Source organism: Flavobacterium sp. CYK-55, from assembly GCF_018413465.1.
Taxonomy (GTDB): Bacteria; Bacteroidota; Bacteroidia; order Flavobacteriales; family Flavobacteriaceae; genus Flavobacterium.
This window is the reverse complement of sequence record NZ_JAHCDK010000001.1, coordinates 180,001-205,067: the sequence shown is the minus strand read 5'-3', so window position 1 is coordinate 205,067 and position 25,067 is coordinate 180,001. Positions and strand designations below refer to the sequence as shown.

General features: G+C 41.7%; 24 protein-coding genes. 11 read left to right on the top strand and 13 right to left on the bottom strand.

The window, feature by feature from the left end; genetic code table 11:
- Window positions 1-10 precede the first annotated feature (10 nt).
- Window positions 11-2,362: an efflux RND transporter permease subunit gene (locus KIH23_RS00950; RefSeq protein ID WP_213210780.1), complete on the bottom strand. Its 2,352-nt coding sequence runs from the start codon at window positions 2,360-2,362 to the stop codon at window positions 11-13.
- Between the two features lie 188 nt (window positions 2,363-2,550).
- On the opposite strand from KIH23_RS00950, the gene KIH23_RS00945 reads away from it, so the two are divergent.
- The gene (locus KIH23_RS00945) at window positions 2,551-4,824 is read left to right on the top strand and encodes a cation:proton antiporter (protein ID WP_213210779.1); all 2,274 of its coding nucleotides are present in this window, start codon (window positions 2,551-2,553) and stop codon (window positions 4,822-4,824) included.
- Window positions 4,825-4,888: 64 nt separating this feature from the next.
- On the opposite strand, the gene frr is transcribed toward KIH23_RS00945, so the two are convergent.
- Both frr and pyrH read right to left on the bottom strand, forming a co-directional pair.
- Window positions 4,889-5,452 carry a ribosome recycling factor gene (gene frr, locus KIH23_RS00940; RefSeq protein ID WP_213210778.1) on the bottom strand — a complete coding sequence of 188 codons (564 nt, stop codon included), beginning with the start codon at window positions 5,450-5,452 and terminating at the stop codon, window positions 4,889-4,891.
- Between the two features lie 24 nt (window positions 5,453-5,476).
- Window positions 5,477-6,184, bottom strand: coding sequence for a UMP kinase (gene pyrH / locus KIH23_RS00935; protein WP_213210777.1), 708 nt, complete (start codon window positions 6,182-6,184; stop codon window positions 5,477-5,479).
- 146 nt (window positions 6,185-6,330) lie between these two features.
- On the opposite strand from pyrH, the gene KIH23_RS00930 reads away from it, so the two are divergent.
- Window positions 6,331-6,954 (top strand): thioredoxin family protein, encoded by a 624-nt coding sequence (locus KIH23_RS00930; RefSeq protein WP_213210776.1) that lies wholly within the window; start codon window positions 6,331-6,333, stop codon window positions 6,952-6,954.
- Here the strand turns inward: KIH23_RS00930 and truB are convergent.
- The 4 genes from truB to KIH23_RS00910 form a co-directional block, all read right to left on the bottom strand.
- The gene (truB, locus tag KIH23_RS00925) at window positions 6,914-7,612 is read right to left on the bottom strand and encodes a tRNA pseudouridine(55) synthase TruB (protein ID WP_213211098.1); all 699 of its coding nucleotides are present in this window, start codon (window positions 7,610-7,612) and stop codon (window positions 6,914-6,916) included. The genes KIH23_RS00930 and truB overlap by 41 nt on opposite strands.
- Entirely contained in the window at window positions 7,612-8,397 is a 786-nt protein-coding gene (locus KIH23_RS00920; RefSeq protein ID WP_213210775.1) for an undecaprenyl-diphosphate phosphatase, read from the bottom strand. Before KIH23_RS00920 ends, truB begins: the two co-directional genes overlap by 1 nt.
- Window positions 8,398-8,495: 98 nt before the next feature.
- Complete coding sequence (locus KIH23_RS00915; protein WP_213210774.1) at window positions 8,496-8,744, bottom strand: DUF3098 domain-containing protein; 249 nt, start codon at window positions 8,742-8,744, stop codon at window positions 8,496-8,498.
- Between the two features lie 5 nt (window positions 8,745-8,749).
- Window positions 8,750-9,625 carry a cell division protein FtsX gene (locus tag KIH23_RS00910; protein ID WP_213210773.1) on the bottom strand — a complete coding sequence of 292 codons (876 nt, stop codon included), beginning with the start codon at window positions 9,623-9,625 and terminating at the stop codon, window positions 8,750-8,752.
- Window positions 9,626-9,925: 300 nt separating this feature from the next.
- Between KIH23_RS00910 and leuS the strand changes: the two genes are divergently transcribed.
- The 3 genes from leuS (at window position 9,926) to KIH23_RS00895 (ending at window position 15,042) form a co-directional block, all read left to right on the top strand.
- Window positions 9,926-12,760, top strand: coding sequence for a leucine--tRNA ligase (gene leuS, locus KIH23_RS00905; protein ID WP_213210772.1), 2,835 nt, complete (start codon window positions 9,926-9,928; stop codon window positions 12,758-12,760).
- Between the two features lie 93 nt (window positions 12,761-12,853).
- Window positions 12,854-13,522: a zinc metallopeptidase gene (locus KIH23_RS00900; RefSeq protein ID WP_213210770.1), complete on the top strand. Its 669-nt coding sequence runs from the start codon at window positions 12,854-12,856 to the stop codon at window positions 13,520-13,522.
- 11 nt (window positions 13,523-13,533) lie between these two features.
- Window positions 13,534-15,042 (top strand): T9SS type A sorting domain-containing protein, encoded by a 1,509-nt coding sequence (locus KIH23_RS00895; RefSeq protein ID WP_213210768.1) that lies wholly within the window; start codon window positions 13,534-13,536, stop codon window positions 15,040-15,042.
- Window positions 15,043-15,224: 182 nt separating this feature from the next.
- On the opposite strand, the gene KIH23_RS00890 is transcribed toward KIH23_RS00895, so the two are convergent.
- On the bottom strand, window positions 15,225-15,599 hold the full coding sequence (locus KIH23_RS00890; RefSeq protein WP_213210766.1) for a winged helix-turn-helix transcriptional regulator: 375 nt from the start codon (window positions 15,597-15,599) through the stop codon (window positions 15,225-15,227).
- 77 nt (window positions 15,600-15,676) lie between these two features.
- Here KIH23_RS00890 and KIH23_RS00885 point away from each other — a divergent pair, with 77 nt between their 5' ends.
- Window positions 15,677-16,561, top strand: coding sequence for an NAD(P)H-binding protein (locus KIH23_RS00885; RefSeq protein ID WP_213210764.1), 885 nt, complete (start codon window positions 15,677-15,679; stop codon window positions 16,559-16,561).
- Window positions 16,562-16,706: 145 nt separating this feature from the next.
- Here the strand turns inward: KIH23_RS00885 and KIH23_RS00880 are convergent, their stop codons facing one another.
- From KIH23_RS00880 to KIH23_RS00865, 4 genes are all read right to left on the bottom strand, one after another.
- The gene (locus KIH23_RS00880) at window positions 16,707-17,177 is read right to left on the bottom strand and encodes an Lrp/AsnC family transcriptional regulator (RefSeq protein WP_213210762.1); all 471 of its coding nucleotides are present in this window, start codon (window positions 17,175-17,177) and stop codon (window positions 16,707-16,709) included.
- Window positions 17,178-17,242: 65 nt separating this feature from the next.
- Entirely contained in the window at window positions 17,243-18,589 is a 1,347-nt protein-coding gene (locus KIH23_RS00875; protein ID WP_213210761.1) for a saccharopine dehydrogenase family protein, read from the bottom strand.
- An 87-nt stretch (window positions 18,590-18,676) separates the two neighbouring features.
- Window positions 18,677-18,994, bottom strand: coding sequence for a hypothetical protein (locus KIH23_RS00870; RefSeq protein ID WP_213210759.1), 318 nt, complete (start codon window positions 18,992-18,994; stop codon window positions 18,677-18,679).
- Between the two features lies 1 nt (window position 18,995).
- Entirely contained in the window at window positions 18,996-19,751 is a 756-nt protein-coding gene (locus tag KIH23_RS00865) for a DUF3108 domain-containing protein (RefSeq protein ID WP_213210758.1), read from the bottom strand.
- 190 nt (window positions 19,752-19,941) lie between these two features.
- On the opposite strand from KIH23_RS00865, the gene KIH23_RS00860 reads away from it, so the two are divergent.
- The 3 genes from KIH23_RS00860 to KIH23_RS00850 all read left to right on the top strand — a co-directional run bounded on the left by KIH23_RS00860 (window position 19,942) and on the right by KIH23_RS00850 (window position 22,594).
- The gene (locus KIH23_RS00860; protein ID WP_213210757.1) at window positions 19,942-20,328 is read left to right on the top strand and encodes a DUF423 domain-containing protein; all 387 of its coding nucleotides are present in this window, start codon (window positions 19,942-19,944) and stop codon (window positions 20,326-20,328) included.
- Window positions 20,329-20,409: 81 nt separating this feature from the next.
- Window positions 20,410-22,035 (top strand): phosphoenolpyruvate carboxykinase (ATP), encoded by a 1,626-nt coding sequence (pckA, locus tag KIH23_RS00855; RefSeq protein ID WP_213210756.1) that lies wholly within the window; start codon window positions 20,410-20,412, stop codon window positions 22,033-22,035.
- 262 nt (window positions 22,036-22,297) lie between these two features.
- Window positions 22,298-22,594, top strand: coding sequence for an isoamylase early set domain-containing protein (locus tag KIH23_RS00850; RefSeq protein ID WP_213210754.1), 297 nt, complete (start codon window positions 22,298-22,300; stop codon window positions 22,592-22,594).
- Window positions 22,595-22,651: 57 nt separating this feature from the next.
- Here the strand turns inward: KIH23_RS00850 and pepE are convergent, their stop codons facing one another.
- Entirely contained in the window at window positions 22,652-23,368 is a 717-nt protein-coding gene (gene pepE / locus KIH23_RS00845) for a dipeptidase PepE (protein ID WP_213210753.1), read from the bottom strand.
- Window positions 23,369-23,566: 198 nt separating this feature from the next.
- Between pepE and KIH23_RS00840 the strand changes: the two genes are divergently transcribed.
- Entirely contained in the window at window positions 23,567-24,316 is a 750-nt protein-coding gene (locus KIH23_RS00840) for a hypothetical protein (protein ID WP_249684745.1), read from the top strand.
- Window positions 24,317-24,320: 4 nt separating this feature from the next.
- Entirely contained in the window at window positions 24,321-25,061 is a 741-nt protein-coding gene (locus KIH23_RS00835) for a hypothetical protein (protein WP_213210752.1), read from the top strand.
- The last annotated feature ends 6 nt before the right edge of the window (window positions 25,062-25,067 follow it).

Below are 25,067 nucleotides of genomic sequence, written 5' to 3'. Positions count from 1 at the left end.
ATCAAGACGTTTATTCTTCTTCTTTGCGTGTGCGTTTTTTCTCAAAGGTCAAAACCAGCGCCGGCAAAACCAGTAAGTTGGCAAACATCGCAAAAAGCAAAGTGCATGAAATCAGTCCGCCCAAAGCGATGGTTCCTACAAAACTCGAAAGCGTGAAAACGGCAAATCCAACAATCAAAACCACCGAGGTATAAAAGGTACTGATGCCCGTTTCGCGTAGCGCGCTCACTACTGATTTCTTGATTTTTCCGTTGCTCTGAATCAAGTCATGACGATACTTGGCCATAAACTGAATCGCGTTGTCTACTGAAATTCCAAAGGCGATGCTAAAGACCAAAATGGTCGACGGTTTGAGCGGAATGCCCAAATAACCCATGATGCCCGAGGTAATACACAGCGGCAAAATATTGGTAATAACCGAAGCCAAAACCATCTTAACCGAACGGAACAAATAGGCCATAAGCCCGGCAATGGTCAGGATCGCAAAAATAAGCGACTCGATGAGGTTGTCTACCAAATACGAAGTTCCTTTCTGAAAAACCAGCGCTTTTCCGGTCAAGGTTACCGTGTATTTTTCTTTCGGGAAAATCAAATCAATTTTGCTCTGCAGTTGTTTTTCAACACGCGCCATTTCATCGGTTCCAATGTCGCGCATGAAGGTTGTAATGCGTGTGTAACGCCCATCGGCATCAACATAACTTTTCATCAAGTTGTCTTGGGCGTTTTTGTTGGCATTTTTGGCGTATGACAAGATAAAAGCTTGCTCTTGCGAAGTTGGCAAGTCGTAGTATTCCGGATTGCCGTTGTAATAGGCTTGCTTAGAATATTTAACCAAATTCACGAGCGAAATCGGTTTTGAAAGCTCCGGCATTTGCTCAATGGTTTGCTGCAATTCATCCATGCGGCGCAAGGTCGAGAGCTTCATGACCCCTTTTTTGCGGTGCGTGTCAATCATGATTTCAAGCGGCATGACACCGTTGAACTCTTTTTCGTAGAACAAAATGTCTTTAAAGAAGGCTGCGCTTTTGGGTAACTCGCCAATCAAACTGCCCGAAACTTTCATCTGCATGACACCTACCAAACTAAACAGCAACATCAAAACATAAACGGCATAAATAAATGTGCGTTTGGTTTTGACCATGTTTTCAACCCAATTGAGCAAAGATGAAATATAGTTTTTGCTCAAATGGTATAAGTGTTTTTCTTTGGGCAGCGGCATAAAACTGTATACAATTGGCACGATACACAGCGTAAGCAAATACACCGTAATAACGTTGATCGAAGTCACCAAACCAAATTCATACAGCAAATCGTTTCCGGTAATCATAAAGGTGGCAAAACCGGCTGCAGTGGTTAGATTGGTCATTAAAGTGGATACGCCAATTTTTGAAATCACACGCTGTAAAGCCTTTGCCTGATTGTTGTGTTGCTTGATTTCTTGCTGATATTTATTGATCAAAAAGATGCAATTCGTTATTCCGATGACAATAATCAGCGGCGGAACAATGGCTGTGAGAATCGTGATGCGGTATTCAAAAAATCCTAAGGTTCCGAACGACCAAACCACGCCCAAAAGCAAAATGCAAATAGAGATAAAGGTGGCCCGAAACGATCGGAAAAACAGAAAGAAAATAAACGAGGTAATAAACAGCGCGGCGCCAATAAACAAGCCGATTTCACCTTTCATGTCTTCGGCGTTGATGGTTCTGATGTACGGCATGCCCGAAACACGCAGGTCAATTTGGGTTTGTTTTTCAAAATTTTCAACCGCCGGAACCAACTTTTTGATGATGAAATCTTTTCGTTGGGCCGTATTGACGATTTCTTTTTTGAGATAAACCGCCGCGCGAATACTTCCGCTGGTTTTGTTGAACAGCAAACCTTCGTAAAAAGGCAGTTTTTGAAATAACTCAGTGCGAATGCTTTGCAGATATTTTTCGTCTGAAGTTTTGGTGTGATCAATCAGCGAAACCATTTCAAACTTTTGCGCAATGGTGTCTTTTTGAAGCTTTTTTAAATCACTCAATGAAACGACCAATTCAACCTCAGGTGCTTTTTTTAAATCACGCATGAGCACGCCCCAAGCCGCAAAATTTTTGGGTGTAAATAGCTTCGGATCTTTAAAACCTAAAACAATTAAGTTGCCTTCTTCGCCAAATTTGGTCAAAAAGTCGCGATACTGACGATTGGCCAAGTGTTTTTCGGGCAATAAGTTAGCCTCGGTAAAGGTCATGCGCAAATTGCGCCACTGGAATCCTAAAAACAGACTCAGCGCCGCAATAACCACAATAATGGCAATTCTATTCTTGAGGATGACACGCGCTAAACGCTCCCAAAAACCAACTTTTATAGTGTTTTTCATACAGGCTTAAAAAGTTCGGCAAAGGTAAACAAAACAATAGAAAAGGAACCCAAAAAACAGCTCAGATTTATAAGGTTTTGTGGTGATATTAATTTTTTATTATTATTTTTCGAAAGTGTAGGACAATTGCCCGTTAATTAGCAATTTTGAATGCATCTTATTTAGTAAGCCCTTTAGCTAAACTACCCATGAACAAACTCAAGAACACGGTTTTTTACTTTTTGGTTACCGGAGGTTTTTCGGTGCTCATATATTGGATATTAACTCAAGGAAAATTGCTTGAAGCCGGTCGTTCGATTGTTCATGTCAATTCAAAAAATACACTTTGGGGTGAATTCGTCAAATCGTTTATGCAAAACCTGCATCACCCGCTTGCGATTTTATTGGCTCAAATCATTACCATCATTATTGTGGCTCGCTTGTTTGGTTGGGTGTTTCGCAAAATTGGGCAACCCAGCGTTATTGGCGAAATCATTGCCGGAATTGTGCTCGGTCCATCCTTGCTCGGGATGTATTTGCCTGAGTTTTCGCAGGTGTTGTTTCCGGCAGAATCATTAGGTAATTTACAGTTTCTGAGCCAAATCGGGCTGATTTTGTTCATGTTTGTCATCGGCATGGAACTCGATTTAAAAGTTTTAAAGAACAAAGCCAACGATGCATTGGTGATCAGTCATGCCAGTATTGTGATTCCGTTTGCGCTTGGCATTGGCTTGGCGTATTATATCTATCATCGATTTGCTCCTGTAGGTGTTGAATTCTTGGCATTCAGCTTATTCATGGGTATCGCCATGAGTATTACGGCTTTTCCGGTTTTGGCGCGTATTGTACAAGAGCGCGGTATGCACAAAACCCGTTTAGGAACCATTGTTATTACTTGTGCTGCCACAGATGATATCACGGCTTGGTGCTTATTGGCTGCGGTGATTGCGATTGTCAAAGCCGGAACTTTTTTAAGTTCATTGTATACCATTGGTTTGGCTTTGTTATATGTTTTGACAATGATTTTTGTTGTTAAACCTTTCTTGAAACGCATCGGCGACTTATACGGAAGCAAAAGTAAACTCAATAAACCGGTTGTTGCCATCTTTTTCCTGACGCTCATTATGTCGGCTTATGCCACCGAAGTCATTGGTATTCACGCTTTGTTCGGAGCGTTTATGACCGGTGCGATTATGCCCGACATTCCAAAGTTCAGATCCTTGTTTATTGATAAAGTTGAAGATGTTTCGGTTATTTTACTGTTGCCGCTTTTCTTTGTTTTTACCGGATTACGCACGCAAATTGGGCTCATCAATGATCCATATCTGATTGAAGTTACCTGTTACATCATCTCAGTAGCGGTGGCCGGAAAGTTTTTAGGCAGTGCTATTGCTGCTAAATTTGTCGGGCAAAACTGGCGTGAAAGCCTCACCATTGGTGCGCTCATGAATACCCGCGGACTCATGGAACTCGTTGTGCTCAACATTGGTTATGATTTGGGCGTGCTCACTTCAGAAGTCTTTACCATGATGGTGATTATGGCTTTGGTGACCACTTTTATGACTGGACCAGCGCTAGACATCATCAACTTTGCCTTCAAAACCAAAGAAACCTATTTGCCCGAAGTGCGCGAGCAACTCAGCCGACAATACAAAATTCTTATTTCGTTTGGCAATAATGAAAAGGGAAAATCCTTACTCAGGCTGGCCAACAGTTTGGTTAAAAAGCAAAAAGAGGCATCGTCGGTTACGGCCATGCATTTAACCCTGAGCGACGAAATGCATGCATACAATTTAGAAGAATTAGAGCAAGTTCGATTTGAGCCAATTGTAGAAGAATCTAAAATCCTCAAGCAAGAAATCAATACGCTTTTTAAAGCTACGGTAGATATTGAAAACGATATTGCCGAGGTGGCCAACCAAGGTGAATATGATTTGTTACTCGTTGGTTTAGGCAAATCAATTTTTGAGGGAACTTTACTCGGAAAAGTACTCGGATTTACTTCAAGCATCATCAATCCAGATCGTTTACTCGATAAGTTTACCGGAAAAGAAGGTTTGTTTGAGAATTCGCCTTTTGATGAACGCACGCGTCAAATCATTTCAAAATGTAAAATGCCGCTCGGTGTGCTCATCGATAAAGATTTGCAACAAGTTAAACGCGTTTTTATGCCGCTATTTAGTGCCGAAGATATTTTCTTGACTGATTATGCACAGCGACTCATTTACAACAGTGACGCATCTATCTCGGTGTTGGATATCAACAATTTGGTTAAAACCCATTTTGTAATGGAAAGTGCCTTACATTCGTTGGAAGAAAAATATCCGAATCACATGGATTTGCTCGAAGACCGCATCATGAAAAAAGAGTTTCTCACCCAACAAGATTTGATGATCATCAGTCTTGACAGTTGGAAAAAACTTGTTGATTCGCAAAGTGTATGGCTCAGCAATGTGCCTTCGGTGTTGATTATTAAGCCTTAATTTAAGATGACTAAAAATAAAAAATCCGCTCAAAAGGCGGATTTTATTGTATCTAAAACGTCTATTAAACTTTCATGATTTCGGCTTCTTTGAGCACTAATAAATCGTCGATTTTTTTAATGAACGAGTTGGTCAATTGCTGTACATCTTCTTCGGCTGATTTACAAATATCTTCTGAAGTGCCTTCTTTTTCTAATTTTTTAATGTCGGTATTGGCGTCTTTACGGGCGTTGCGAATACCAATTTTGGCATCTTCAGCTTCAGATTTAGCTTGTTTGGTCAAATCGCGACGTCTTTCTTCAGTAAGCGGCGGTACCGAAATGATGATGACATCACCATTATTCATTGGGTTAAATCCTAAATTGGCCACCATGATGGCTTTTTCAATCGGACTCAACATGCTTTTTTCATACGGCTGAATTGTAATCGTGCGCGCATCAGGCGTATTGACGTTTGAAACCTGCGACAAAGGTGTTTGTGAACCATAATAATCAACAAACACGCTGCCCAACATGGCTGGTGAAGCCTTTCCGGCGCGGATGTTCAAAAAGCTTTTTTCAAGGTGCGCAATCGAGCCTTGCATCGATTCTTTGGCGCTGTCTATGATAAATTCAATTTCTTCAGTCATAGTTATAGATTTTGAGACGGTCTGTTATACGTTTACTACGGTTCCGATATTTTCGCCTTTACAGATTTTAAGCAGATTTCCACCTTTATTCATATCAAAAACCAAAATAGGCAATTCGTTTTCTTGACTTAAAGTAAAAGCGGTGGTATCCATTACATTAAGGCCTTTTTTGATGACATCTTCAAATGAAATATAATCAAATTTGGTAGCGCTCGGATCTTTCTCAGGGTCTGAGGTGTAAATTCCATCCACACGAGTTCCTTTCAAAATAACATCGGCGTGAATTTCAACCCCGCGCAAAACAGCAGCAGTATCGGTCGTGAAATAAGGGTTTCCGGTTCCGGCACCAAAAATCACGATACGGCCTTTTTCAAGGTGACGAACCGCGCGTCTTTTGATGTACGGTTCTGCAATGGCTTCAATTTTAAGTGCCGTTTGCAAACGCGTGAGCATTCCTTTGTCTTCCAGAGCACCTTGTAAAGCCATGCCATTGATGACGGTGGCCAACATGCCCATGTAGTCTCCTTGTACACGATCCATACCATTGCTGGCTCCGGCTACACCTCTGAAAATGTTTCCGCCGCCAATAACAATAGCGATTTCAACACCCATGTCGTGTACTTGTTTGATTTCTTCTGCATATTCAGCCAAACGAGCCGGGTCAATACCGTACTGACGGTCTCCCATGAGGGCTTCACCGCTTAATTTCAGAAGAATTCTTTTATATTTCATGTGTGATTTTATAGGTTGTGCAAATATAGTTATATTCTTTATCTGCAAAAGCGAGTTCAAAAAAAATCTACTTTGCTTTGTGTGACTAAAGTCATCGTACAAAATTTGTTAAAATTAATAACTTTGTGCAGTAAAAATTAATACCCATGAAGACTGCCATCAAACGTGCAATACAAAACAGTTACACTTATACAGAATATCGCAAGATTGTTACTCAACTATTATCCGAAGGGAAAGTAACCGGACATGAACAAACCTCAGATTTACTTCATTATGCCGAGCTCAATCAAGTGCGCATGAATCGATTAGACAAAACCATGCATTTAACGGATTCAGCATTGGGTAAATTGCAAAAGTTGCAACAATCTTACATTTGGCTTGTGCTTTCTGAAGGTTGGTGTGGCGATGCAGCGCAATTAGTGCCCATTATGGATAAAATGGCACAAGCTTCCAGCCAAATTGAATTTCATATTGCTTTACGCGATGATCACGATGATTTAATGCAGCATTTTTTAACCAACGGGAGCAAATCAATTCCCAAACTCATTGTGCTCAAAGCCGAAACACTGGAAGTTTTAGCAAGTTGGGGGCCACGTCCTGCGGGAGCTGCGCAATTAATTATAGACTACAAAGCCCAACATGGCGTAGTAGACCAAACCGCTAAAACAGAACTTCAGTTGTGGTATTTGCATGATAAAGGCGCGAGTACGCAAGAAGAATTAGCCGATCTTATGTTGCACTGTGAGCAACTGAGTCTTCAAACGTGCTAATCTCAAAAGCATCATCCACCGAATAATCGCCAATTTTGGTTCGGCGCAGAGCGGTCAGATGCGCACCAGAATCAAGTGCTGATCCAAAATCATAGGCCAGTGAACGAATGTAAGTTCCTTTGCTACAAACCACTCGAAAATCAACTTCGGGCAAGGCGATGCGCGTGATTTCAAATTCGTGAATCACGGTTTTGCGTGCGGCAATTTCAACTTTTTCACCAGCGCGGGCGTGCTCGTACAAACGTTTTCCGTCTTTTTTGATGGCTGAAAAAATAGGTGGCTTTTGATCAATTTCGCCCAAGAATTTTTGGGTTGTTTTTACAATTAGTTCATCGCTGAGGTGTGCGGTTTCAAAACGCGCGTCAACTTCAGTTTCTAAATCATACGATGGCGTAGTGGCACCCATATAAAAAGTGCCGGTATATTCTTTAACCTGGCCCTGAATTTCAGCTATTTTTTTGGTGAATTTACCCGTACAAACAATCAGCAATCCGGTGGCCAACGGATCTAAAGTTCCGGCATGACCGATTTTAATTTTCTTGAGACCGAGTTTGCTTTTAAGCACCCATTTCATTTTATTCACCGCCTGAAATGAGCTCCAATGCAGTGGTTTATCAATCAAAACAACTTGACCGTTTGAGAAATCTTCTGCCGAAATCATAGTACCGAAAGCGGATGAACCAAGAAGTGAATCGCCAACAAAATGAGACCAACGGCAATTCGGTAATAACCAAAAACCTTAAAGCCGTGTTTGCTTAAATAACCTATAAAAGTCTTGATGGCCAGCATGGCTACAATAAACGCCACCACATTGCCAATAATCAGCAATTGGGTTTGTTCACCGGTCAATACCAAACCATCTTTGTAGTAATCATAACATTTCTTGGCTGTGGCACCCAACATGGTCGGAACAGCCAAAAAGAAGGAGAATTCAGCGGCTGCCGTACGCGATAATTTTTGACTCATGCCGCCCACAATACTCGCACCGCTGCGCGAAACACCCGGAATCATAGCCAAACACTGAAACAAACCAATTTTAAAACCTTTGGCATAACTGATTTCGGTTTCTTGCGCTTGACCAAACCAATCGTCTACTTTTAAAAGCAATATACCGCCGAGCAACAATGAAACGGCAACAGTCACCGGGTTTTCGAGTAAAGCATCAATTTTTTTGCTAAAAATGAGCCCTAAAACCACCGCCGGAATAAAAGCCACGAGCAGTTTAAAGTAAAAATCAAGCGTTTGCAAAAAGCGTTTGAAGTACAAAACCAACACCGATAAAATAGCACCGAGCTGAATTACAATGGTAAAAAGCTTGGTAAACTCTTCGTGTTCAATGCCAAAAAATGAACTGGCAATAATCATGTGTCCGGTTGAGGACACAGGTAAAAATTCGGTAATGCCTTCAATAATCGCCAATACCAATGCTTGAAATGTATTCATTTGAGATTTGAGATTTTAAGATTTTATGACTGTAAGATACAAATCGCCAAGAACTAATCTTACCGTCTTATTGTCCTACCATCTTATAGTCTGATAAATTATTCGGCTTTTTTAGGATTTTTTAAAATTGAATAAATCGTGATGCCAAAACCAATCAAAACAGTGGTTGGCGCCAAACGAATTCTTCTAAAATCAAAAACCGATTCGTTAAAAACCTTCGGATCATCGCTGCCTCCGCCCGACATCAAAACAAAACCGAGGATGATTACCGCAATGCCGATGAGTAAAATGGTATAATTGACTTTTTCAAAAAGAAACTCTTGCTTTTGAGGTTGTTCTTCTTTCATAAAGATTAGTATAAATCGTCGGTTCTTAAGTTCAAATAACGTTGAGTAGCAAAGAAAGTGCTGATCCACGAAAGCAAAATGCCCACGGCCAAAACGCCTGCCAAAACAGCGGCAATCAGCGTCGGATCATTCATAATGCCTAAATTCGGAAAATTATTTTCAATATAAACAAGCGTTCCAATCAGTGCCAAAACCGCCAAAACCGCAGCCACAAAACCCAAACGCACACTGCGCCAAATAAACGGTTTGCGAATGAATGATTTGGTCGCGCCCACCATTTGCATGGTTTTAATGATAAATCGGTTGGAGTATATGGACAAACGCATTGAGCTGTTGATGAGCAAAATAGCAATGAGCGCCAAAATTCCGCTGATGATCAGCATCCACATACTTACTTTGTTGATGTTGTCGTTCACCAAACTCACCAATTGCTTGTCATAAACCACATCGGCCACCATTTCGTTGGCTCTGAAATGGCTTTCAATTTTGCGGATGTTCGGCAAATCAATATAGTCGGCTTTGAGGTGAATATCAAAAGAATTCTGCAACGGATTCGCACCCAAAAAGGTCATAAAATCCTCGCCAATTACTTCGGTATGTTGTTGGGCAGCTTGCTCTTTGGTTACATATTCAGAGCTTTTGACAAACTTGGCTACTTTGAGTTCTTGCGCAAACGCACCGGTCACGCTGTCGGTCGCTTCATTTTTAAAAAACACCGTCATCACAATATTTTCTTTAAAATCATCCGACAATTTTTTTGAATTGATGATGAACAATCCCAAAATTCCCAACAGGAACAGGACCAAAAACATACTCAAAACCACCGAAAAATAAGAAGATAACAGTCGTCGTTTTTGAAATTTTTCAAATGAAGAACTCATAAGTGCATACAATTATGGCGTAAAAATAATAAACAATTTGATTCCGCAGAGTTTCTCTGGTTAAAGTTTTGACTTTCGTCTAATAAACGTAAATTTGCCTTCGATTTTTAGAAGCCTAATCCCGCTTTTCGTGGCAATCTTTTGCGCCGAACCCCGGCCCAAAAGGATTTCTACTGCAATCGGGGCTAATGCAAATTCGGCTTATATTCAAATCTTTTTTAACCCTAAAATGCTCCTGTTTTTCTCTGTCTTCTGGCGTAAAAAACTCAGTTAGTCAGGCACTCAGGCACTCAGCTAATTATGAAGTACCATCCGAACGAAATCGAAACCAAGTGGCAAAAATACTGGGCCCAAAACCAAACTTTTGCTGCCAGTAACAACGCCGAAAAACCAAAATATTATGTGCTCGATATGTTTCCGTATCCATCCGGCGCCGGATTACACGTGGGACATCCGCTGGGCTACATCGCTTCAGATATTTACGCGCGCTTCAAACGTCACCAAGGTTTTAATGTTTTGCATCCGATGGGCTATGATTCGTTTGGTTTGCCGGCCGAACAATACGCCATTCAAACGGGTCAACATCCCGAAAAAACCACGCGAGAGAACATTGCCCGTTACCGCGAACAACTCGACAAAATCGGGTTTTCATTTGATTGGCAACGCGAAGTGCGCACGTCAAATCCAGATTATTACAAACACACCCAATGGATTTTTATTCAATTGTTTGAGTCGTATTATTGCTATGATGCGCAAAAAGCTTTGCCCATTGCCGAACTCATATCTGTATTTGAAAAATCCGGAAATAGCTCTATCAATTCCGCTTGTGACGACGATGTTCGTTCCTTCACAGCCGCAGAATGGAATGCGTTTTCTGATGCCGAAAAACAAAAAATATTATTGCAATATCGCTTGACCTATTTGGCCGAAACCGAGGTCAACTGGTGTCCGGCACTCGGAACCGTTTTGGCCAACGATGAAATTGTCAACGGCGTTTCAGAGCGTGGTGGTCATCCGGTCATCCGCAAAAAAATGACCCAATGGTCAATGCGTATTTCAGCTTATGCCGAGCGTTTATTGCAAGGTTTAGACGAAATTGATTGGACCGAATCGCTCAAAGAAGCCCAGCGCAACTGGATCGGAAAATCAGTAGGAGCTATGGTCAAATTCCAAATTCCAAACTCTGAATTCCACATTGATGTTTTTACTACGCGACCTGATACGATTTTCGGCGTAACGTTTATGACATTGGCGCCCGAACACGAATTGGTTGAGCAGATTACCACCGCAGAACAAAAAGGAGCGGTCGAAGCTTATATCGAGAAAACCGCCAAGCGTTCAGAGCGCGAGCGTATGGCCGATGTCAAAACCATTTCGGGTGTTTTTACCGGGGCGTATGCCATGCATCCGTTTACCCAAGAGCTCATTCCGGTTTGGATTGGCGATTATGTTTTGGCGGGTTACGGAACCGGAGCGGTTATGGCCGTTCCTGCGGGTGACGAGCGCGATTATGCCTTTGCGAATTTCTTTAAAGGCAGCTTGGGCATGCCTGAAATCAAAAACATTTTCAACCAAGATATCTCACAAGCCGCCTTTGCCGACAAAAGCGGTTTTGAACTCATCAATTCTGGCTTTTTGAATGGCTTAGATTACAAAACCGGAACCCAAAAAATCATCGAAGAACTCGAGAAAATCGGAGCCGGAAAAGCCAAAGTCAACTATCGTTTGCGCGATGCGGTATTTTCGCGTCAGCGCTATTGGGGCGAGCCGTTTCCGGTATATTACGTGAACGGATTGCCACAAATGATTGCGCCCGAGCATTTGCCGGTGGTATTGCCCGAAGTTGAAAAATATTTACCTACTGAAGATGGCCAACCGCCACTCGGGAATGCCTCAGAATGGGCGTGGTCAACCGCACAAAACAAAGTGGTGAGCAATGACCAAATCAATCATGAAACCGTATTTCCGTTAGAGCTCAACACCATGCCGGGTTGGGCCGGAAGTTCTTGGTATTGGATGCGTTATATGGATGCGCACAACACTACCGAATTTGCTTCAGCAGATGCCTTAAAATATTGGGAAAATGTCGATTTGTACATAGGCGGAAGCGAACACGCTACGGGGCATTTGCTCTACAGCCGTTTTTGGAACAAATTCCTTAAAGACCGCGGTTTTGCGCCGACTGAAGAACCATTTAAAAAACTCATCAATCAGGGAATGATTTTGGGGATGAGTGCTTTTGTATACAGAAGTGAAGATTCTAAGAAGTTATATTCAAAAGGATTAATCGCTGATCAAAATGTTCATCCAATTCACGTTGACTTGTCTGTCATCAACGATATCACCAATGAACTCGACATTGAGGCGTTCAAAAATCACCCTTTGTATTCTGATTATAAAAATGCAGAATTCATTTTAGAAAATGGCAAATACATTGTCGGTCGCGAAGTCGAAAAAATGTCCAAATCCAAATACAACGTCGTTAATCCCGATGATATTTGTACCGAATACGGCGCCGACACTTTGCGTTTATATGAAATGTTTCTCGGGCCGCTCGAACAAGCCAAACCTTGGAACACCGCCGGAATCACGGGTGTTTTTGGGTTTTTGAAAAAACTCTGGCGTTTGTATTTTGACGATAACGGTTGGGTGGTTACTAGTGATGAGCCTACCGCCGAAATGTATAAATCATTGCACAAAACCATCAAGAAAGTTACGGAAGACATTGACAATTTCTCATTCAACACTTCAGTTTCGCAGTTTATGATTTGCGTGAATGAACTCAGTCAGCAAAAATGCCATCACCGCGCTATTCTCGAGCCGTTGGCTGTATTGGTGTCGCCTTATGCGCCGCATATTGCTGAAGAATTATGGCAACAATTGGGTCACGAAGGTTCGGTTTCGCAGGTGGCGTTCCCTGAGTGTGAAGCAAAATATTTGGTTGAAAGCGAAAAAGAATATCCGGTTTCGTTCAACGGAAAAATGCGTTTTACGCTCAAATTGCCGCTTGATTTAACACCGGCGCAAATTGAAGAAATCGTCATGGCCGATGAGCGCACCCAACAACAATTGCAAGGGCGCACACCGAATAAGGTGATTATTGTTCCGGGTAAAATTATCAATTTGGTGGGCTAAAACCTGACAAAATTGCATGAAATGTTAAGCCGAAGTCAAATGGCTTGTAATTTGACAACCAATGTGTACTTTTAAAAACTAAAAAATAAAATTATGTTACTATTAGGAGGTCTTATTATGTTGGTGAGCTGGCTCGTAAGCTCACGACTCAAAAGTAAGTTTGAACATTACTCAGAATTGCATTTGCAAAACGGCATGTCCGGAAAAGAAATCGCCGAGAAAATGCTCGCCGATCACGGAATCAGAGACGTACAAGTAATTTCAGTTGAAGGACAACTGACCGATCACTACAACCCTACTGACAAAACGGTCAATTTGAGCGAGGCGGTATACAACCAACGCAATGCCGCTGCTGCTGCCGTTGCTGCGCACGAATGCGGTCACGCCGTGCAACACGCCCAAGCCTACAGTTGGCTTGAAATGCGTTCTAAATTGGTGCCGGTTGTATCGGTAGCTTCTAATTGGGTGCAATGGGTTTTGATTGCCGGAATCTTGATGATCAAATCTTTTCCGCAATTGTTGTTGGTGGGAATTGTGCTTTTTGCTGCAACTACTTTATTTTCAGTCATCACTTTACCGGTTGAATACGATGCGAGTAACCGCGCACTGGCTTGGCTCGAGAACAAACACATGCTCACGCGTGAAGAGCAAGCCGGCGCACAAGATGCACTTAAATGGGCTGCGCGCACTTATGTTGTGGCAGCGATAGGTTCAATTGCAACTTTGCTATACTACATCATGGTATATACCAACAGAAGGTAATCTAGATGATAATGTTCAAAAAAGGTATTGGTATTTGTGTATTGCTTTGCGCGTTGAGTATCAAAGCTCAGGTTCCGGCTGTTGTTTGGCAAAAACTTTATGGTGGTTCAGGTTCAGAGGTTGCCAACAGTATCAAACAAACTACTGATGGCGGTTACATTGTGGCAGGTTATACTACTTCTTCAAACGGTGATATTACCAGCAACCATGGCAGCTATGATTTTTGGGTGCTCAAGCTTGACGCAGCAGGTGCTCTTGAATGGCAAAAAACCTACGGTGGGCTCAGAGATGATCGCGCCAACAACATACAACAAACCACTGATGGCGGCTATATTGTAGTGGGCGTTTCAGAATCTATTGAAGGCGATATTACCAATTACAGAGGTGATAAAGATTTTTGGGTAGTAAAACTATCTCCTGACGGAACCATTGAATGGCAAAAAAAATACGGCGGCGATGACAAAGAAACCGCCTACAGTGTCAAGCAAACTACCGATGGCGGATATATCGTGGCCGGAAGTTGTTATTCGTATGACAACAATATTATGCCGGTCAACGGAGATGTTGTCGGTTTTCACGGTTTTACCGATGGTTGGATCATTAAACTCAGTAATACTGGTGTTATCGAATGGCAACAATGTTTGGGAACCACTACCATTGATAATTTTCTGAGTATTCAGCAAACTGCTGATGGTGGCTATATTGCTGCCGGAGATCACAGCTCAGGAAATTATTGGCTAGTAAAATTGGCCAATAACGGCGATTTTGAATGGGAAAAAATTTATGCAGATACCGACACGGCTCAAAATGTGATACAAACTTCAGACGGCGGTTACATTATGGTGGGTGATGTAGTCAGCCAGATTGGCAATGAAACCGGGCATAATTACGGAGTTATCAAAGTCAATAGTGTTGGCGATTATGAATGGCGAAAAGATTACGGAGGCGACGGATTTTTTGATATTGCCAAATCCATACAACAAACGCCTGAGGGTGGTTACATCATTGCCGGAGTTTCAGATTCATCCTACAGCGGCAACGTGACCGGAGCCAACAATGGTCAGCAAGATGCTTGGTTGGTCAAGATAACCAGTACAGGAGTTATTCAGTGGCAAAAGTGCTTTGGCGGAACATCTTATGATGGGACAAGCACCATTCAACGAACAACCGATGGTGGATACATCATGGCAGGTTATGCCCAATCTAATACGGGTAATTTTACCGGCAATCACGGAGGTACTGACCTCTGGGTTGTAAAACTCGCGCCCGATAGCTTGGGTCTTGAAATTTCAGAATTAGACGATTCTTCAGTGCTTTTTACACCCAATCCGGCAGACGACAAAATTACTTTTTTGCAAGAAGTTGATTCGGTTTCGCTGTATAATATTACCGGAGAACTTTTGCTCGAAACCCGGCAAAAAACCAGAGAAATCAACCTTACCAATTTAGCTAAAGGCAATTATCTGCTCAATGTTCAAACCCAAAAAGGTTTCTATAAAACCAAGTTGATTAAAAAATAAAACCAATAAAAATAAATCATCCGCTTCACTTGAGGCGGATTTTTTTTGGCGTTGCGCGGCCGTCGTTCCTTGGGGCCACGCCGGGCTGTGCGCACTCGCTGCGCCTCATCCTTCGGCGCGAGCTCAAACAAAGCTTCCATCCCTAACGCGGTTCGGAGTTTCTATTTTGAGTGGGTTCAGCTTCAATCAACCGTTTCGTTTCCGGCCATAGTTTGATGTTTCAAACCCCATTTGGCCAAAGTGTCTAAGGCGGGCAGTAATTCTTTACCGGCTTCGGCGAGCTCGTAAGTAACGTGCGGCGGCATTACTTCAACCACTTTTCTGATCACCAAACCATCGGCTTCAAGTTGTTTTAAATGTTGAATGAGCATTTTTTCGGTAATCGGAACAATGGCTTTTTTGAGTTCGCTGTAGCGTTTTTGTCTGTCGCGCAAATTCCACAAAATAATGGGTTTCCAACGCCCGCCTAGTTTTTCGAGCGTAAAACTCACCGGGCAAGCTACCGTAATTTGCTGCTTATTTTCATGGTTGGTTGAAGCTTCTTTGATCTGATACATTTTACATACTTTTTGGTAGGTACTTGTACAAAAGTAAGTATAAAAATAACTTTGCCTCACATTTAAATCTAAAAATTATGAAATACGTTATCACCGGTTCAACCGGAAACATCAGTTTGCCTTTGGCGCAAAAACTCATCGCCGCCGGCCACGATATCACCATCATCAGTAGTGACGAAAACAAACGTACTGCTATTGAAAAGCTGGGCGCAAAACCAGCCATCGGCAATTTGTTTGACACTGATTTTCTGACGCAAACTTTTACCGGAGCCGATGCGGCTTATATCATGATTCCGCCCACGTTTACCACCCACGATTGGCCCGCTTTTATGAAACAAGCTGCCGATAGTTATGTACAAGCTGTGGCACAAAGCGGACTCAAAAAAGTGGTGCAACTCAGCAGCATCGGTGCACATTTAGGCCACAGTTGCGGCCCGATTGATGGTTTGGGTTATTTAGAGCAACAACTCGGTACGTTAACCAACGTGGATGTGATTAGTTTGCGCGCTGCTTATTTTTATACCAATTTATTTTCGATGGTTCCGCTGATTCAGCAAGCCGGAATTATGGGCTCAAACTTTGGCGCCGCCGGCGAGAAAATGGCTTTGGTGCATCCGGTGGATATTGCTGAGGTAGCTGCGCAAAAATTGTTGTCCTTAGATTTTACGGGGCATTCAACCTTATATGTTTCGAGTGATGTGCGCTTTTTTTCAGAAATCGCAAAAGTGGTTGGCAGCGCTGTGGGCAAACCCGAATTGCCTTGGATGGTTTTTTCAGATGAAGATGCCTACAACGGCATGATTCAAGCCGGATTGCCCGAGACCAATGCGCAAGGTTATTTGCAAATGGGAAAAGCTTTTAGAAGCGGCATAGCGCAAGAAGATTATTTCGCAACGAATGCCCAGCCTCAAGGTTCGTTTAAGTTAGAAGCTTTTGCTCAGATTTTGGCACAAGCAGTTTGATGGTTTGACTCATGAAGTTTTCAGTGAAATAAAATTCTGATGAATGATAGTGTGCTTTCTGGGAAGCTTGCGTGAGCGGTTGTAGCTAAGTGCCGCGCACTGCGAAAAACGCGACCCGTAGGGGCACGCCCTAATACAACTGAAATTACAACTGAATTTGGCGGTTGATTTGCTGATCGAGCGAAATAAAAGTTTCGGTTCTGGAAACGCCTTCAATAGCCTGAATTTTGGTGTTAAGCAAATGCATCAGATGCTCGTTGTCGCGGCAAATAATTTTAATCAAAATTGACCAATTCCCGGTGGTGTAATGACATTCAAGCACCTCGGGAATTTTTTTGAGCTCGCGCACCGCCTCAGAATTGCGGGCGGCTTTGTCGAGATAAATACCCACAAAAGCCATGGTACTGTAGCCCAAAACCTTGGTGTTGACGATGAATTTTGAACCCGAAATTACACCGGCTTGCTCGAGTTTACGCAAACGTTGGTGAATGGCCGCGCCTGAAATGCCTATTTTATGGGCGATTTGCAAAATGGGTTTGCGCGCGTCTTCCATGAGGTCGCGGAGGATTTCTTTGTCGATACCATCGATTTCTATTTGCAGCTGATTGATCTTCATGAGTTGAAATTTTTAACCAAAAATAGGTATTTGGCTTTTAATTAAAACTACATTCAGAAAATCGATTAACCTATATAAGGTTTTTCGGTTTCGGTAAAGTGAATGCCGTAGGTTTCAAGTTCGGCCAAAAGCGGCAAATACACTTCTTTGCTGATCGGCAATTGTACGCCGGGTTGGGTGATTTGTTTATTGAGTATGCGCAAAGCCGCCATCGCTACCGGTAAGCCTACTGTTTTGGCCATGGCGGTGTAGATTTGATCTTGACCAATGCACACCATTTGCGAGTCAATCTGTTTTTTCTGGCCATCTAGTTCGTAACCAAATTTGTGATACATGACAATCATGTCTTTATCGGAGGGTTCGAGTGTCCAGTTTTCGGTGAGAATTTTTTCAAGAATCTGGGCCGGCGTAGCGTTTTTGAGGCCTACTTTTTTGGTGTTGCTGAACAAATCGAGTTCGGCAAACTTGCGCCAAACATCATCGGTTTGTGCTATGCCTACTTGTGCACAAAATTGTTTTTCTGTGTTTTCAGGGCTTGAATAGGGCAAAAACAAACATACGTAATCGCGATAACTCATTTGTTCCGAATGGTCAATGGTATAACTGTCATCAGTCATGCCCAATTGTACAAAAGCATCCCAAGCGCGCGAATATCCGGCGCGACGAATGGTTCCGCGCAAAAGCGTCGATATATCTTCTAAACCATAAACCGAACGATATTTAAGCGAGTCGCGGTTGGCATAGGTTTCAAAACTTCCGTAGCCGGTTACTTCTAAGGCATCGGTGCGCTGAAACAACTTTTGATACGGAATATATTTATAAGTGCCTTCGTGAATGAATTTGGCAGCGCCGCCTTGTCCGGCCAATACTACGTTGCGCGGTGCCCAGGTAAATTTGTAGTTCCAGGCGTTGTTGTCAGATTCCGGAGCTATGAGTCCGCCGCAATACGATTCAAATGAAAATATTTTGCCGCCTTTTTCGCGAATCTCATCAATGATTTTCATCGCGCTCATATGATCAATGCCCGGATCGAGTCCGGCTTCGTTCATAAAAACCAAACCGTTGGCTTTCGCCGCTTGATTGAGGTTTTGCATGGCATCGCTGATGTATGAAGCGGTGACCATGTGTTTTTTGTATGTTACACAATCTTGCGCTACTTCAATATGCATATGCGCCGGCAGCATTGAGATAACCAAATCGGCTTTTTGAATTTGCGCTTGACGTTCATCAGCATGGTTGATATCTAGGGCAATAGCCGTAGCATTGGGATGATTATTGGTTTTTTTTTGGGCCAGTTCAACCGATAAATCGGCAATGGTTAGATGTAGTTGTTCGCTGTTTGATTTTTGAAGTAAATATTCAATAAGCGATGATGCCGAACGGCCGGCACCAATAATCAGTATGTTTCTCATGCGTAAAAAATTGTTGCCAAAGGTATAAAATTCACCCCAAAATAAAAGCCCGCACGAGGCAGGCTTTCTATATTAAATAACTCAAGATTATTGAGCTTCTAATTCTTCAAGATCTTTGAGGTCTTCTTGTTTTGATTCGATTTTGTGTTGCTCTAGTTCACTGTCTTTGGCTACTTCGTCCGGCATCATCACGCGAATAATTACGGCCAGAAACAGAATGCCTCCGAACATCAATAAATATTTAGGAACTGAACGATCTGAAGCTTGTGATTTGGCAAAGGCCAATCCGCTAAAAAGCAACGATATACCTACCGGCAAAAATCCGAGAGTTCCCATGGGTAAAATCACGAAAACAATTCCCAAAAGGGTAAAAATAAACGATAATACAATAAAAGCTTTTCTCATATTAGATTCCTTTTACGTTAGTAAGCAATAGTTGTCCGGTGCCCACCGGGATGCTGAATTTAATCAAAGCCGGAACTTTTTTGTTGTCGGCTGTGAGCCAAATCAGGTTTTTGTCGGTGCCGCGCAGTTTGTCGGTATTGGCTCCGATTGAAACTTTATAGCAACTTTTTGAACCCAACGGTCCGGCATCGATGGTTTCTTTGCCCATATATTTTACGGTCGCGCTCATTTCTTTTTCGTCAAAAACCACAATGAATGATTTGGTTTGACCCGGTTTCATTTTGCTGAAATCAATATTTCTCACCTGATATAATGTTGTTACAACATCCTGTGTGTTTGGTCGAATGCGGAAAGCGCTTCTGCGTTCGGGGGTATTCTTTTTATTCACCGTACACTCAAGCGTTCCGTTTTTGAAAATATATTTTTCTTTTTTGCTGTAGGTTCCTTCAAGAATTTCTCTTCTGTACAAACTCGGTTTTAGAGTACTCGGGTTGACGTATGATTCATAACTGTCGCGAATTTTAAAAAACGAATCCCATTTGCTAAACGTGTTGGCTTCACAAATCAAATGCAACAAAGTGCTTTTAGACGTTGATACAGATTCGGTTTCCATAGTTACTTGTGCCAGCGGAGTCATGAGTCCGCTCATGTTGTACGAGGCAGAGTAGGTGAGTTTTTCGCCGGCTTTGACCGCTTGGCTTTGACCGTTCTGGGCAAACAACAAAAGAGCCGAGGCAATAAAAAGAAGTTTTTTCATGTGCTTGAAAATTTTTTTGATGAACAAATGTAGTATTTTTTTATGAGAAGCTTTATCCCGTTTTTCGTTCTATCTTTGGCCTGGAAAGAACCAGTCCAAAGGATGCCACTGCAACCGGGGCTAGGGCATTTGACTTCTTTCATGTTAATTCATTAAACCTAAAAAAACATCCTTTATTATACTCAATATTATGAATAGAAAAATAATCCTTACCGCAACTTTCATGGGCGCGTTGGCCATTATGTTCGGTGCCTTTGGTGCCCACGGACTTAAAAAAGTGCTCACGCCTGAACAGCTTATAACTTTTGAAACCGGTGTCAAATATCAAATCTATCACGCTTTGTTTTTGTGTTTTGTTGTGCTTTTGCCCGGACTGTCGGATAAGATTCGCTCGGCGGTTTTTTATTGTACAAGTCTTGGCGTTTTGTTTTTTTCTGGCTCGATTTATTTATTGGCCACAGGTTCTGTTACCGGAATTGACTTCAAACCTTTTGGTTGGATAACCCCCATTGGCGGACTTTTGATGATTGTCGGTTGGATATTGGTTTTTATCGATTTTTTCAAGAAAAAAGCATAATATTTTTGGTTTGCCAAGAGTAGCTAAAATATTCTTTTTACTTTTGCGCAAATCTTAAACACAACACAAAATACTTTTTATATGGATACCTACGCTCAAATTACGAAATCGATTTCGTTAGAAAAATACGGAATCACAGGCGCTACCGAAATTGTCTACAATCCTTCGTTTGATTTGTTGTATAATGAAGAACTCAATCCGGCCTTAGAAGGATACGAAAGAGGACAACTTTCTGAACTGGGCGCCGTCAACGTAATGACCGGTGAATTTACCGGGCGTTCTCCGAAAGACAAATATATTGTCAAAGATAGCGTGACCGAAAACACCATTTGGTGGAATTCTGATAAAGCCGCTAATGATAACAAACCTATTTCACAAAATACATGGGAAGCGCTCAAACAAAACACCGTTCAACAGCTTTCAGGAAAAAGATTGTTTGTGGTAGATGCCTTTTGCGGTGCCAATGCCAACACGCGTCTTAAAGTGCGTTTCATTATGGAAGTGGCTTGGCAAGCGCACTTTGTAAAAAATATGTTTATTCGTCCAACCGAGCAAGAACTTGAGAATTTTGGTGAGCCTGATTTTATCGTCATGAATGGCTCTAAATCTGGATTCAAAGATTTTGCAGCACACGGATTAAATTCTGAAGTTTATATCGCTTTTAACCTCACCGAAAAAATGCAACTCATTGGCGGAACTTGGTATGGTGGCGAAATGAAAAAAGGAATGTTCTCTATGATGAACTACTACTTGCCACTTCAAGGAATGGCCTCGATGCACTGTTCAGCCAACAAAGGTAAAGGCGGTGATGTTGCGGTGTTCTTTGGCTTGTCAGGAACCGGAAAAACTACTTTGTCAACTGATCCGAAAAGAGAACTCATTGGTGATGACGAGCACGGTTGGGATGATGAAGGCGTCTTTAATTTTGAAGGCGGTTGTTATGCCAAAACTATTGATTTGAGCAAAGAAAACGAGCCGGATATTTACAATGCCATCCGCAGAAATGCGCTTCTAGAAAATGTAACGCTCGATGCCCAAGGAAAAATTGATTTTACCGATGGTTCAGTTACCCAAAACACGCGTGTATCTTACCCGATTGATCACATCGAAAACATTGTTCGTCCGGTTTCAAAAGCAGGGCACGCCACCAAAGTTATCTTCTTAACGGCAGATGCTTTCGGAGTGATGCCACCGGTTTCAAAACTAACCCCTGAACAAACCAAATACTATTTCTTATCTGGGTTTACGGCCAAATTAGCCGGAACTGAGCGCGGAGTAACCGAGCCACAACCCACATTCTCGGCTTGTTTTGGCAAAGCGTTTTTGTCATTGCATCCAACGCAATACGGTCAAGAATTGGTCAAAAAAATGGAGCAACACAACGCCAAAGCTTACATGGTTAATACAGGTTGGAACGGAACCGGCAAGCGAATTTCTATCAAAGATACGCGTGCCATTATTGATGCTATTTTAGACGGCTCAATCGAACACGCTGATAGCACTCAGGTTCCGGTTTTCAATTTTGAAGTGCCGACTGCTTTGCCTAATGTAAACGCTGAAATCCTTGATCCGCGCAACACTTATGCAGCTGCTGAGCAGTGGAACGAAAGAGCGGTTGATTTGGCGGGCAGATTTATCAAAAACTTCCAACAATATACCGATAACGAAGAAGGTAAAAACTTAGTAGCAGCCGGTCCGCAATTGTAGATAGTTGCTGCTCAATAGCTTAAAAGCGTCGATTTTGGAGTGATTTTTTAAATTTTCACTTTAAAATCGGCGCTTTTGTTTTTTAAAAATCCTCAGAGTGAAAACGTTTTCTTATTTCAGATTCTAAATCAAGCGCGGTTTAAATTGTGAAGCTTCACTTTTTTTGAGTTGGATTTTGTCATATCCGTAAATCGTTTTGCATGCGTTTTTTGTGTCTTTTTAATCATTTACTTTGTTTCATAATTCTAAAAATGAATAAGTTATGTCTGTTAAGAAGCAATTTATAAAAACAAAACCGGTTTGTAAAGTAACTTTTACTGTTGAGGCTAAAGAAGCGCAATCAGCAGCTGTAGTAGGTGATTTTAACAACTGGAACATTGAAGAAGGCGCTTTAGGAAAACTCAAAAACGGATCTTTTAAAGGTGTTTTTGATTTGGTTAAAGATGCTTCGTATGAATATCGCTATATAGTTGATGGTGTGTTCATCAACGAGCCAGAGGCGGATTCATACCGATGGAACGCATACGCTGGTGCTGAAAACTCAGTATTAGAAGTATAATTTTCGGGTTAAAAAAATAAAAGCCGCTTTTACTGATCAAGCGGCTTTTTTTATGTATTATCTCAATTGATTCAAAAAACTCAAATCAGATTCTGTTGGCCATTCTTCGGGTTCTTGACCGGCTCTAAACAAACGAGCGCTGAGGTTACCTTTGAGTGTAATTCGATCACCTAAAACCTCGAGCCAACTGCCTTCGCGCAAGCCCAAGACCGGTACTGAATTAAAACTGTGAAACTCTTTGATGCGGGTTTCGCGGGTTTCACCCATATGTTTTGAATTCTGGTCCGGATCTAAATAATGCGGATTCAAATTAAACGAAATCATGCCCAAAGTCTGAAAACTCGGCGGATAAATAATCGGCATGTCGTTGGTAGTTTGCATCGTTAGGCCGGTGATGTTACTTCCGGCGCTTGTGCCCAAATAAGGCGTTCCGGCTTTGATTTGTTCGGCCAAAACGGTCATTACCTCAAACTTATAAAGCTGCGAAACCAACAAAAAAGTATTGCCGCCGCCGGTAAAAATTGCTTCAGCATTTTTGATGGCTTGCTGCGGATGTTCAAACTCATGTAAACCCTTGACTTCTTTGCCTATTTGCTTGAATGCTGATCGTACTTTATCGGTGTATTCATCATGTGAAATTCCGCCGGGACGCGCATACGGGATGAATAATATTGTTGTGCAATTTTGGTAAAAGGTAGCCAAAGTCGGCATTAGATAGTCTAAATAATTTCCGCCATGCAAGGTTGAAGTACTGGCGATGATGAGTTTTTTCATGAATTTGTTTTATGGCTTAAAGATAAAAAGCTTTCCAGAACTTTTGCGGATGATTTTAAATTAACAAAGCCTTATCATTTCACTCGCAAAAGTTTGTGTTAATTTACAGCTGATTTTTCTGCGGGCTTTCTGACTTTTATCAAGCTTCAAACGCAAGAAAAATATTAACTTTAAAGGACAATGATAAATTATTAGATCATGAAAACACGGCTGATTATTTTTAGTTTCCTTTTGATTTCATTAGTGGTTCAAGCGCAGCAACCCAGAAAATTTTTGCATGGACAAATCATCAACGATTCGATTAAAGTTGAAAACGTGGTAATTTTTAACATCAATGCCCGCACCGGAACAACTTCTTTACCCAAAGGCTATTTTAATATTTTGGCCAGAGAAAACGATACGTTGGTTTTTTCAGGTTTGTTGTTTAAGTCTAAAAAAGTAGTGATTCATCATGATGACCTCGATTTGGATTTGTTCAAAGTTAAACTTCAAATTTTTACCAACGAATTGGCTGAAGTTGTGGTAACCAGTAAAAATCAAGATCCGAGCTTAAAAAATAAGCAAGCGATTGCCGACAAAAAATATGCTGATGATGCGCAAACTTCTCCCAAAAACATTGCTGTGCCCAATTATAATGCGATTCCAAACGGCGTTGATTTTGTGCGATTGTACAAAGACGTTTTGAAGGTTTTGCGCAAAAACAATCCGAAGAAAAACAACTTTACCGACGAAATGGCTTTTACCGAACTTGTGGTCAAACGCATTCAATATTCTTTTTTTAATGAAACGCTCAAAATAGTCGACGATCACCTCAAATTGTTTTTGGTGTATTGTAACAACGACAATCAGTCAAAAAAATATACCGAAAAAAACACCGATTTTGAACTGATGGATTTTTTAATCCGCAAAAACAATGAATTCAAAAAACTAGCTACTACAAATCCGTAAACTTTTGACGTCTAAAATCAGCCTTATTTTTTTCTGCATGCTTGTGGTTTTTTCACTTCAAGCCCAAGTTTTACCTAGACAAGAAATGAGCGGTTTGGTGGTTTTGCGCGATGTTCCGCTTGAAAAAGTCAACGTTCGCAATGATGATTCTGGTTATACAACATCAACCGCGGCCGACGGAACGTTTAAAATTAAAGTCAGAGTTGACGAAGCATTGGTTTTTACGGCTGTTAACCTTGAAACGCGACGCGTAAAAATTACCGAAGAAATACTCAAAGCTGGTTTTGTCAAAGCGGTCATGTCAGAAACCACGGTACCTTTACCTGAAGTAACCGTCAATGACAACAAAGGAATCACCGCCGAAAATTTGGGGATTATTCCGCGCGGTCAACGAAAATACACACAAGCCCAACGCCGACTTAGAGAAGCTACCACGGGCGGTGGAATTGTTCCGCTCAATCCGATTTTAAATGGCATTTCAGGCAGAACGCGCATGCTTAAAAAGGAAGTTCAAGTGGAGCAAAAAGAGCGTTTGCTTTTGCAATTAGATGGTTGGTTTGATGATGAATATTACACCCAAACTTTGAAAATCCCTGAAGATTATATTTCGGGTTTTGACTTTTACATCATCAATGATACAGATTTTGTGAGGGCGCTCAGAGCCAAAAATAAAACCTTGACCAAGTTTCTGGCGCTCGGATTGGCTCGGAATTATCTTCAAGACCTCGAAGCTGAGCAGAAATAACTATTT

Bases quoted from the DNA above. Each gene is read 5' to 3' on its own strand.
- KIH23_RS00950 (WP_213210780.1), bottom strand. From the start codon at position 2,362: ATGAAAAACACTATAAAAGTTGGTTTTTGGGAGCGTTTAGCGCGTGTC.
- KIH23_RS00945 (WP_213210779.1), top strand. From the start codon at position 2,551: ATGAACAAACTCAAGAACACGGTTTTTTACTTTTTGGTTACCGGAGGT.
- frr (WP_213210778.1), bottom strand. From the start codon at position 5,452: ATGACTGAAGAAATTGAATTTATCATAGACAGCGCCAAAGAATCGATG.
- pyrH (WP_213210777.1), bottom strand. From the start codon at position 6,184: ATGAAATATAAAAGAATTCTTCTGAAATTAAGCGGTGAAGCCCTCATG.
- KIH23_RS00930 (WP_213210776.1), top strand. From the start codon at position 6,331: ATGAAGACTGCCATCAAACGTGCAATACAAAACAGTTACACTTATACA.
- KIH23_RS00920 (WP_213210775.1), bottom strand. From the start codon at position 8,397: ATGAATACATTTCAAGCATTGGTATTGGCGATTATTGAAGGCATTACC.
- KIH23_RS00915 (WP_213210774.1), bottom strand. From the start codon at position 8,744: ATGAAAGAAGAACAACCTCAAAAGCAAGAGTTTCTTTTTGAAAAAGTC.
- KIH23_RS00910 (WP_213210773.1), bottom strand. From the start codon at position 9,625: ATGAGTTCTTCATTTGAAAAATTTCAAAAACGACGACTGTTATCTTCT.
- leuS (WP_213210772.1), top strand. From the start codon at position 9,926: ATGAAGTACCATCCGAACGAAATCGAAACCAAGTGGCAAAAATACTGG.
- KIH23_RS00900 (WP_213210770.1), top strand. From the start codon at position 12,854: ATGTTACTATTAGGAGGTCTTATTATGTTGGTGAGCTGGCTCGTAAGC.
- KIH23_RS00895 (WP_213210768.1), top strand. From the start codon at position 13,534: ATGTTCAAAAAAGGTATTGGTATTTGTGTATTGCTTTGCGCGTTGAGT.
- KIH23_RS00890 (WP_213210766.1), bottom strand. From the start codon at position 15,599: ATGTATCAGATCAAAGAAGCTTCAACCAACCATGAAAATAAGCAGCAA.
- KIH23_RS00885 (WP_213210764.1), top strand. From the start codon at position 15,677: ATGAAATACGTTATCACCGGTTCAACCGGAAACATCAGTTTGCCTTTG.
- KIH23_RS00880 (WP_213210762.1), bottom strand. From the start codon at position 17,177: ATGAAGATCAATCAGCTGCAAATAGAAATCGATGGTATCGACAAAGAA.
- KIH23_RS00875 (WP_213210761.1), bottom strand. From the start codon at position 18,589: ATGAGAAACATACTGATTATTGGTGCCGGCCGTTCGGCATCATCGCTT.
- KIH23_RS00870 (WP_213210759.1), bottom strand. From the start codon at position 18,994: ATGAGAAAAGCTTTTATTGTATTATCGTTTATTTTTACCCTTTTGGGA.
- KIH23_RS00865 (WP_213210758.1), bottom strand. From the start codon at position 19,751: ATGAAAAAACTTCTTTTTATTGCCTCGGCTCTTTTGTTGTTTGCCCAG.
- KIH23_RS00860 (WP_213210757.1), top strand. From the start codon at position 19,942: ATGAATAGAAAAATAATCCTTACCGCAACTTTCATGGGCGCGTTGGCC.
- pckA (WP_213210756.1), top strand. From the start codon at position 20,410: ATGGATACCTACGCTCAAATTACGAAATCGATTTCGTTAGAAAAATAC.
- KIH23_RS00850 (WP_213210754.1), top strand. From the start codon at position 22,298: ATGTCTGTTAAGAAGCAATTTATAAAAACAAAACCGGTTTGTAAAGTA.
- pepE (WP_213210753.1), bottom strand. From the start codon at position 23,368: ATGAAAAAACTCATCATCGCCAGTACTTCAACCTTGCATGGCGGAAAT.
- KIH23_RS00840 (WP_249684745.1), top strand. From the start codon at position 23,567: ATGAAAACACGGCTGATTATTTTTAGTTTCCTTTTGATTTCATTAGTG.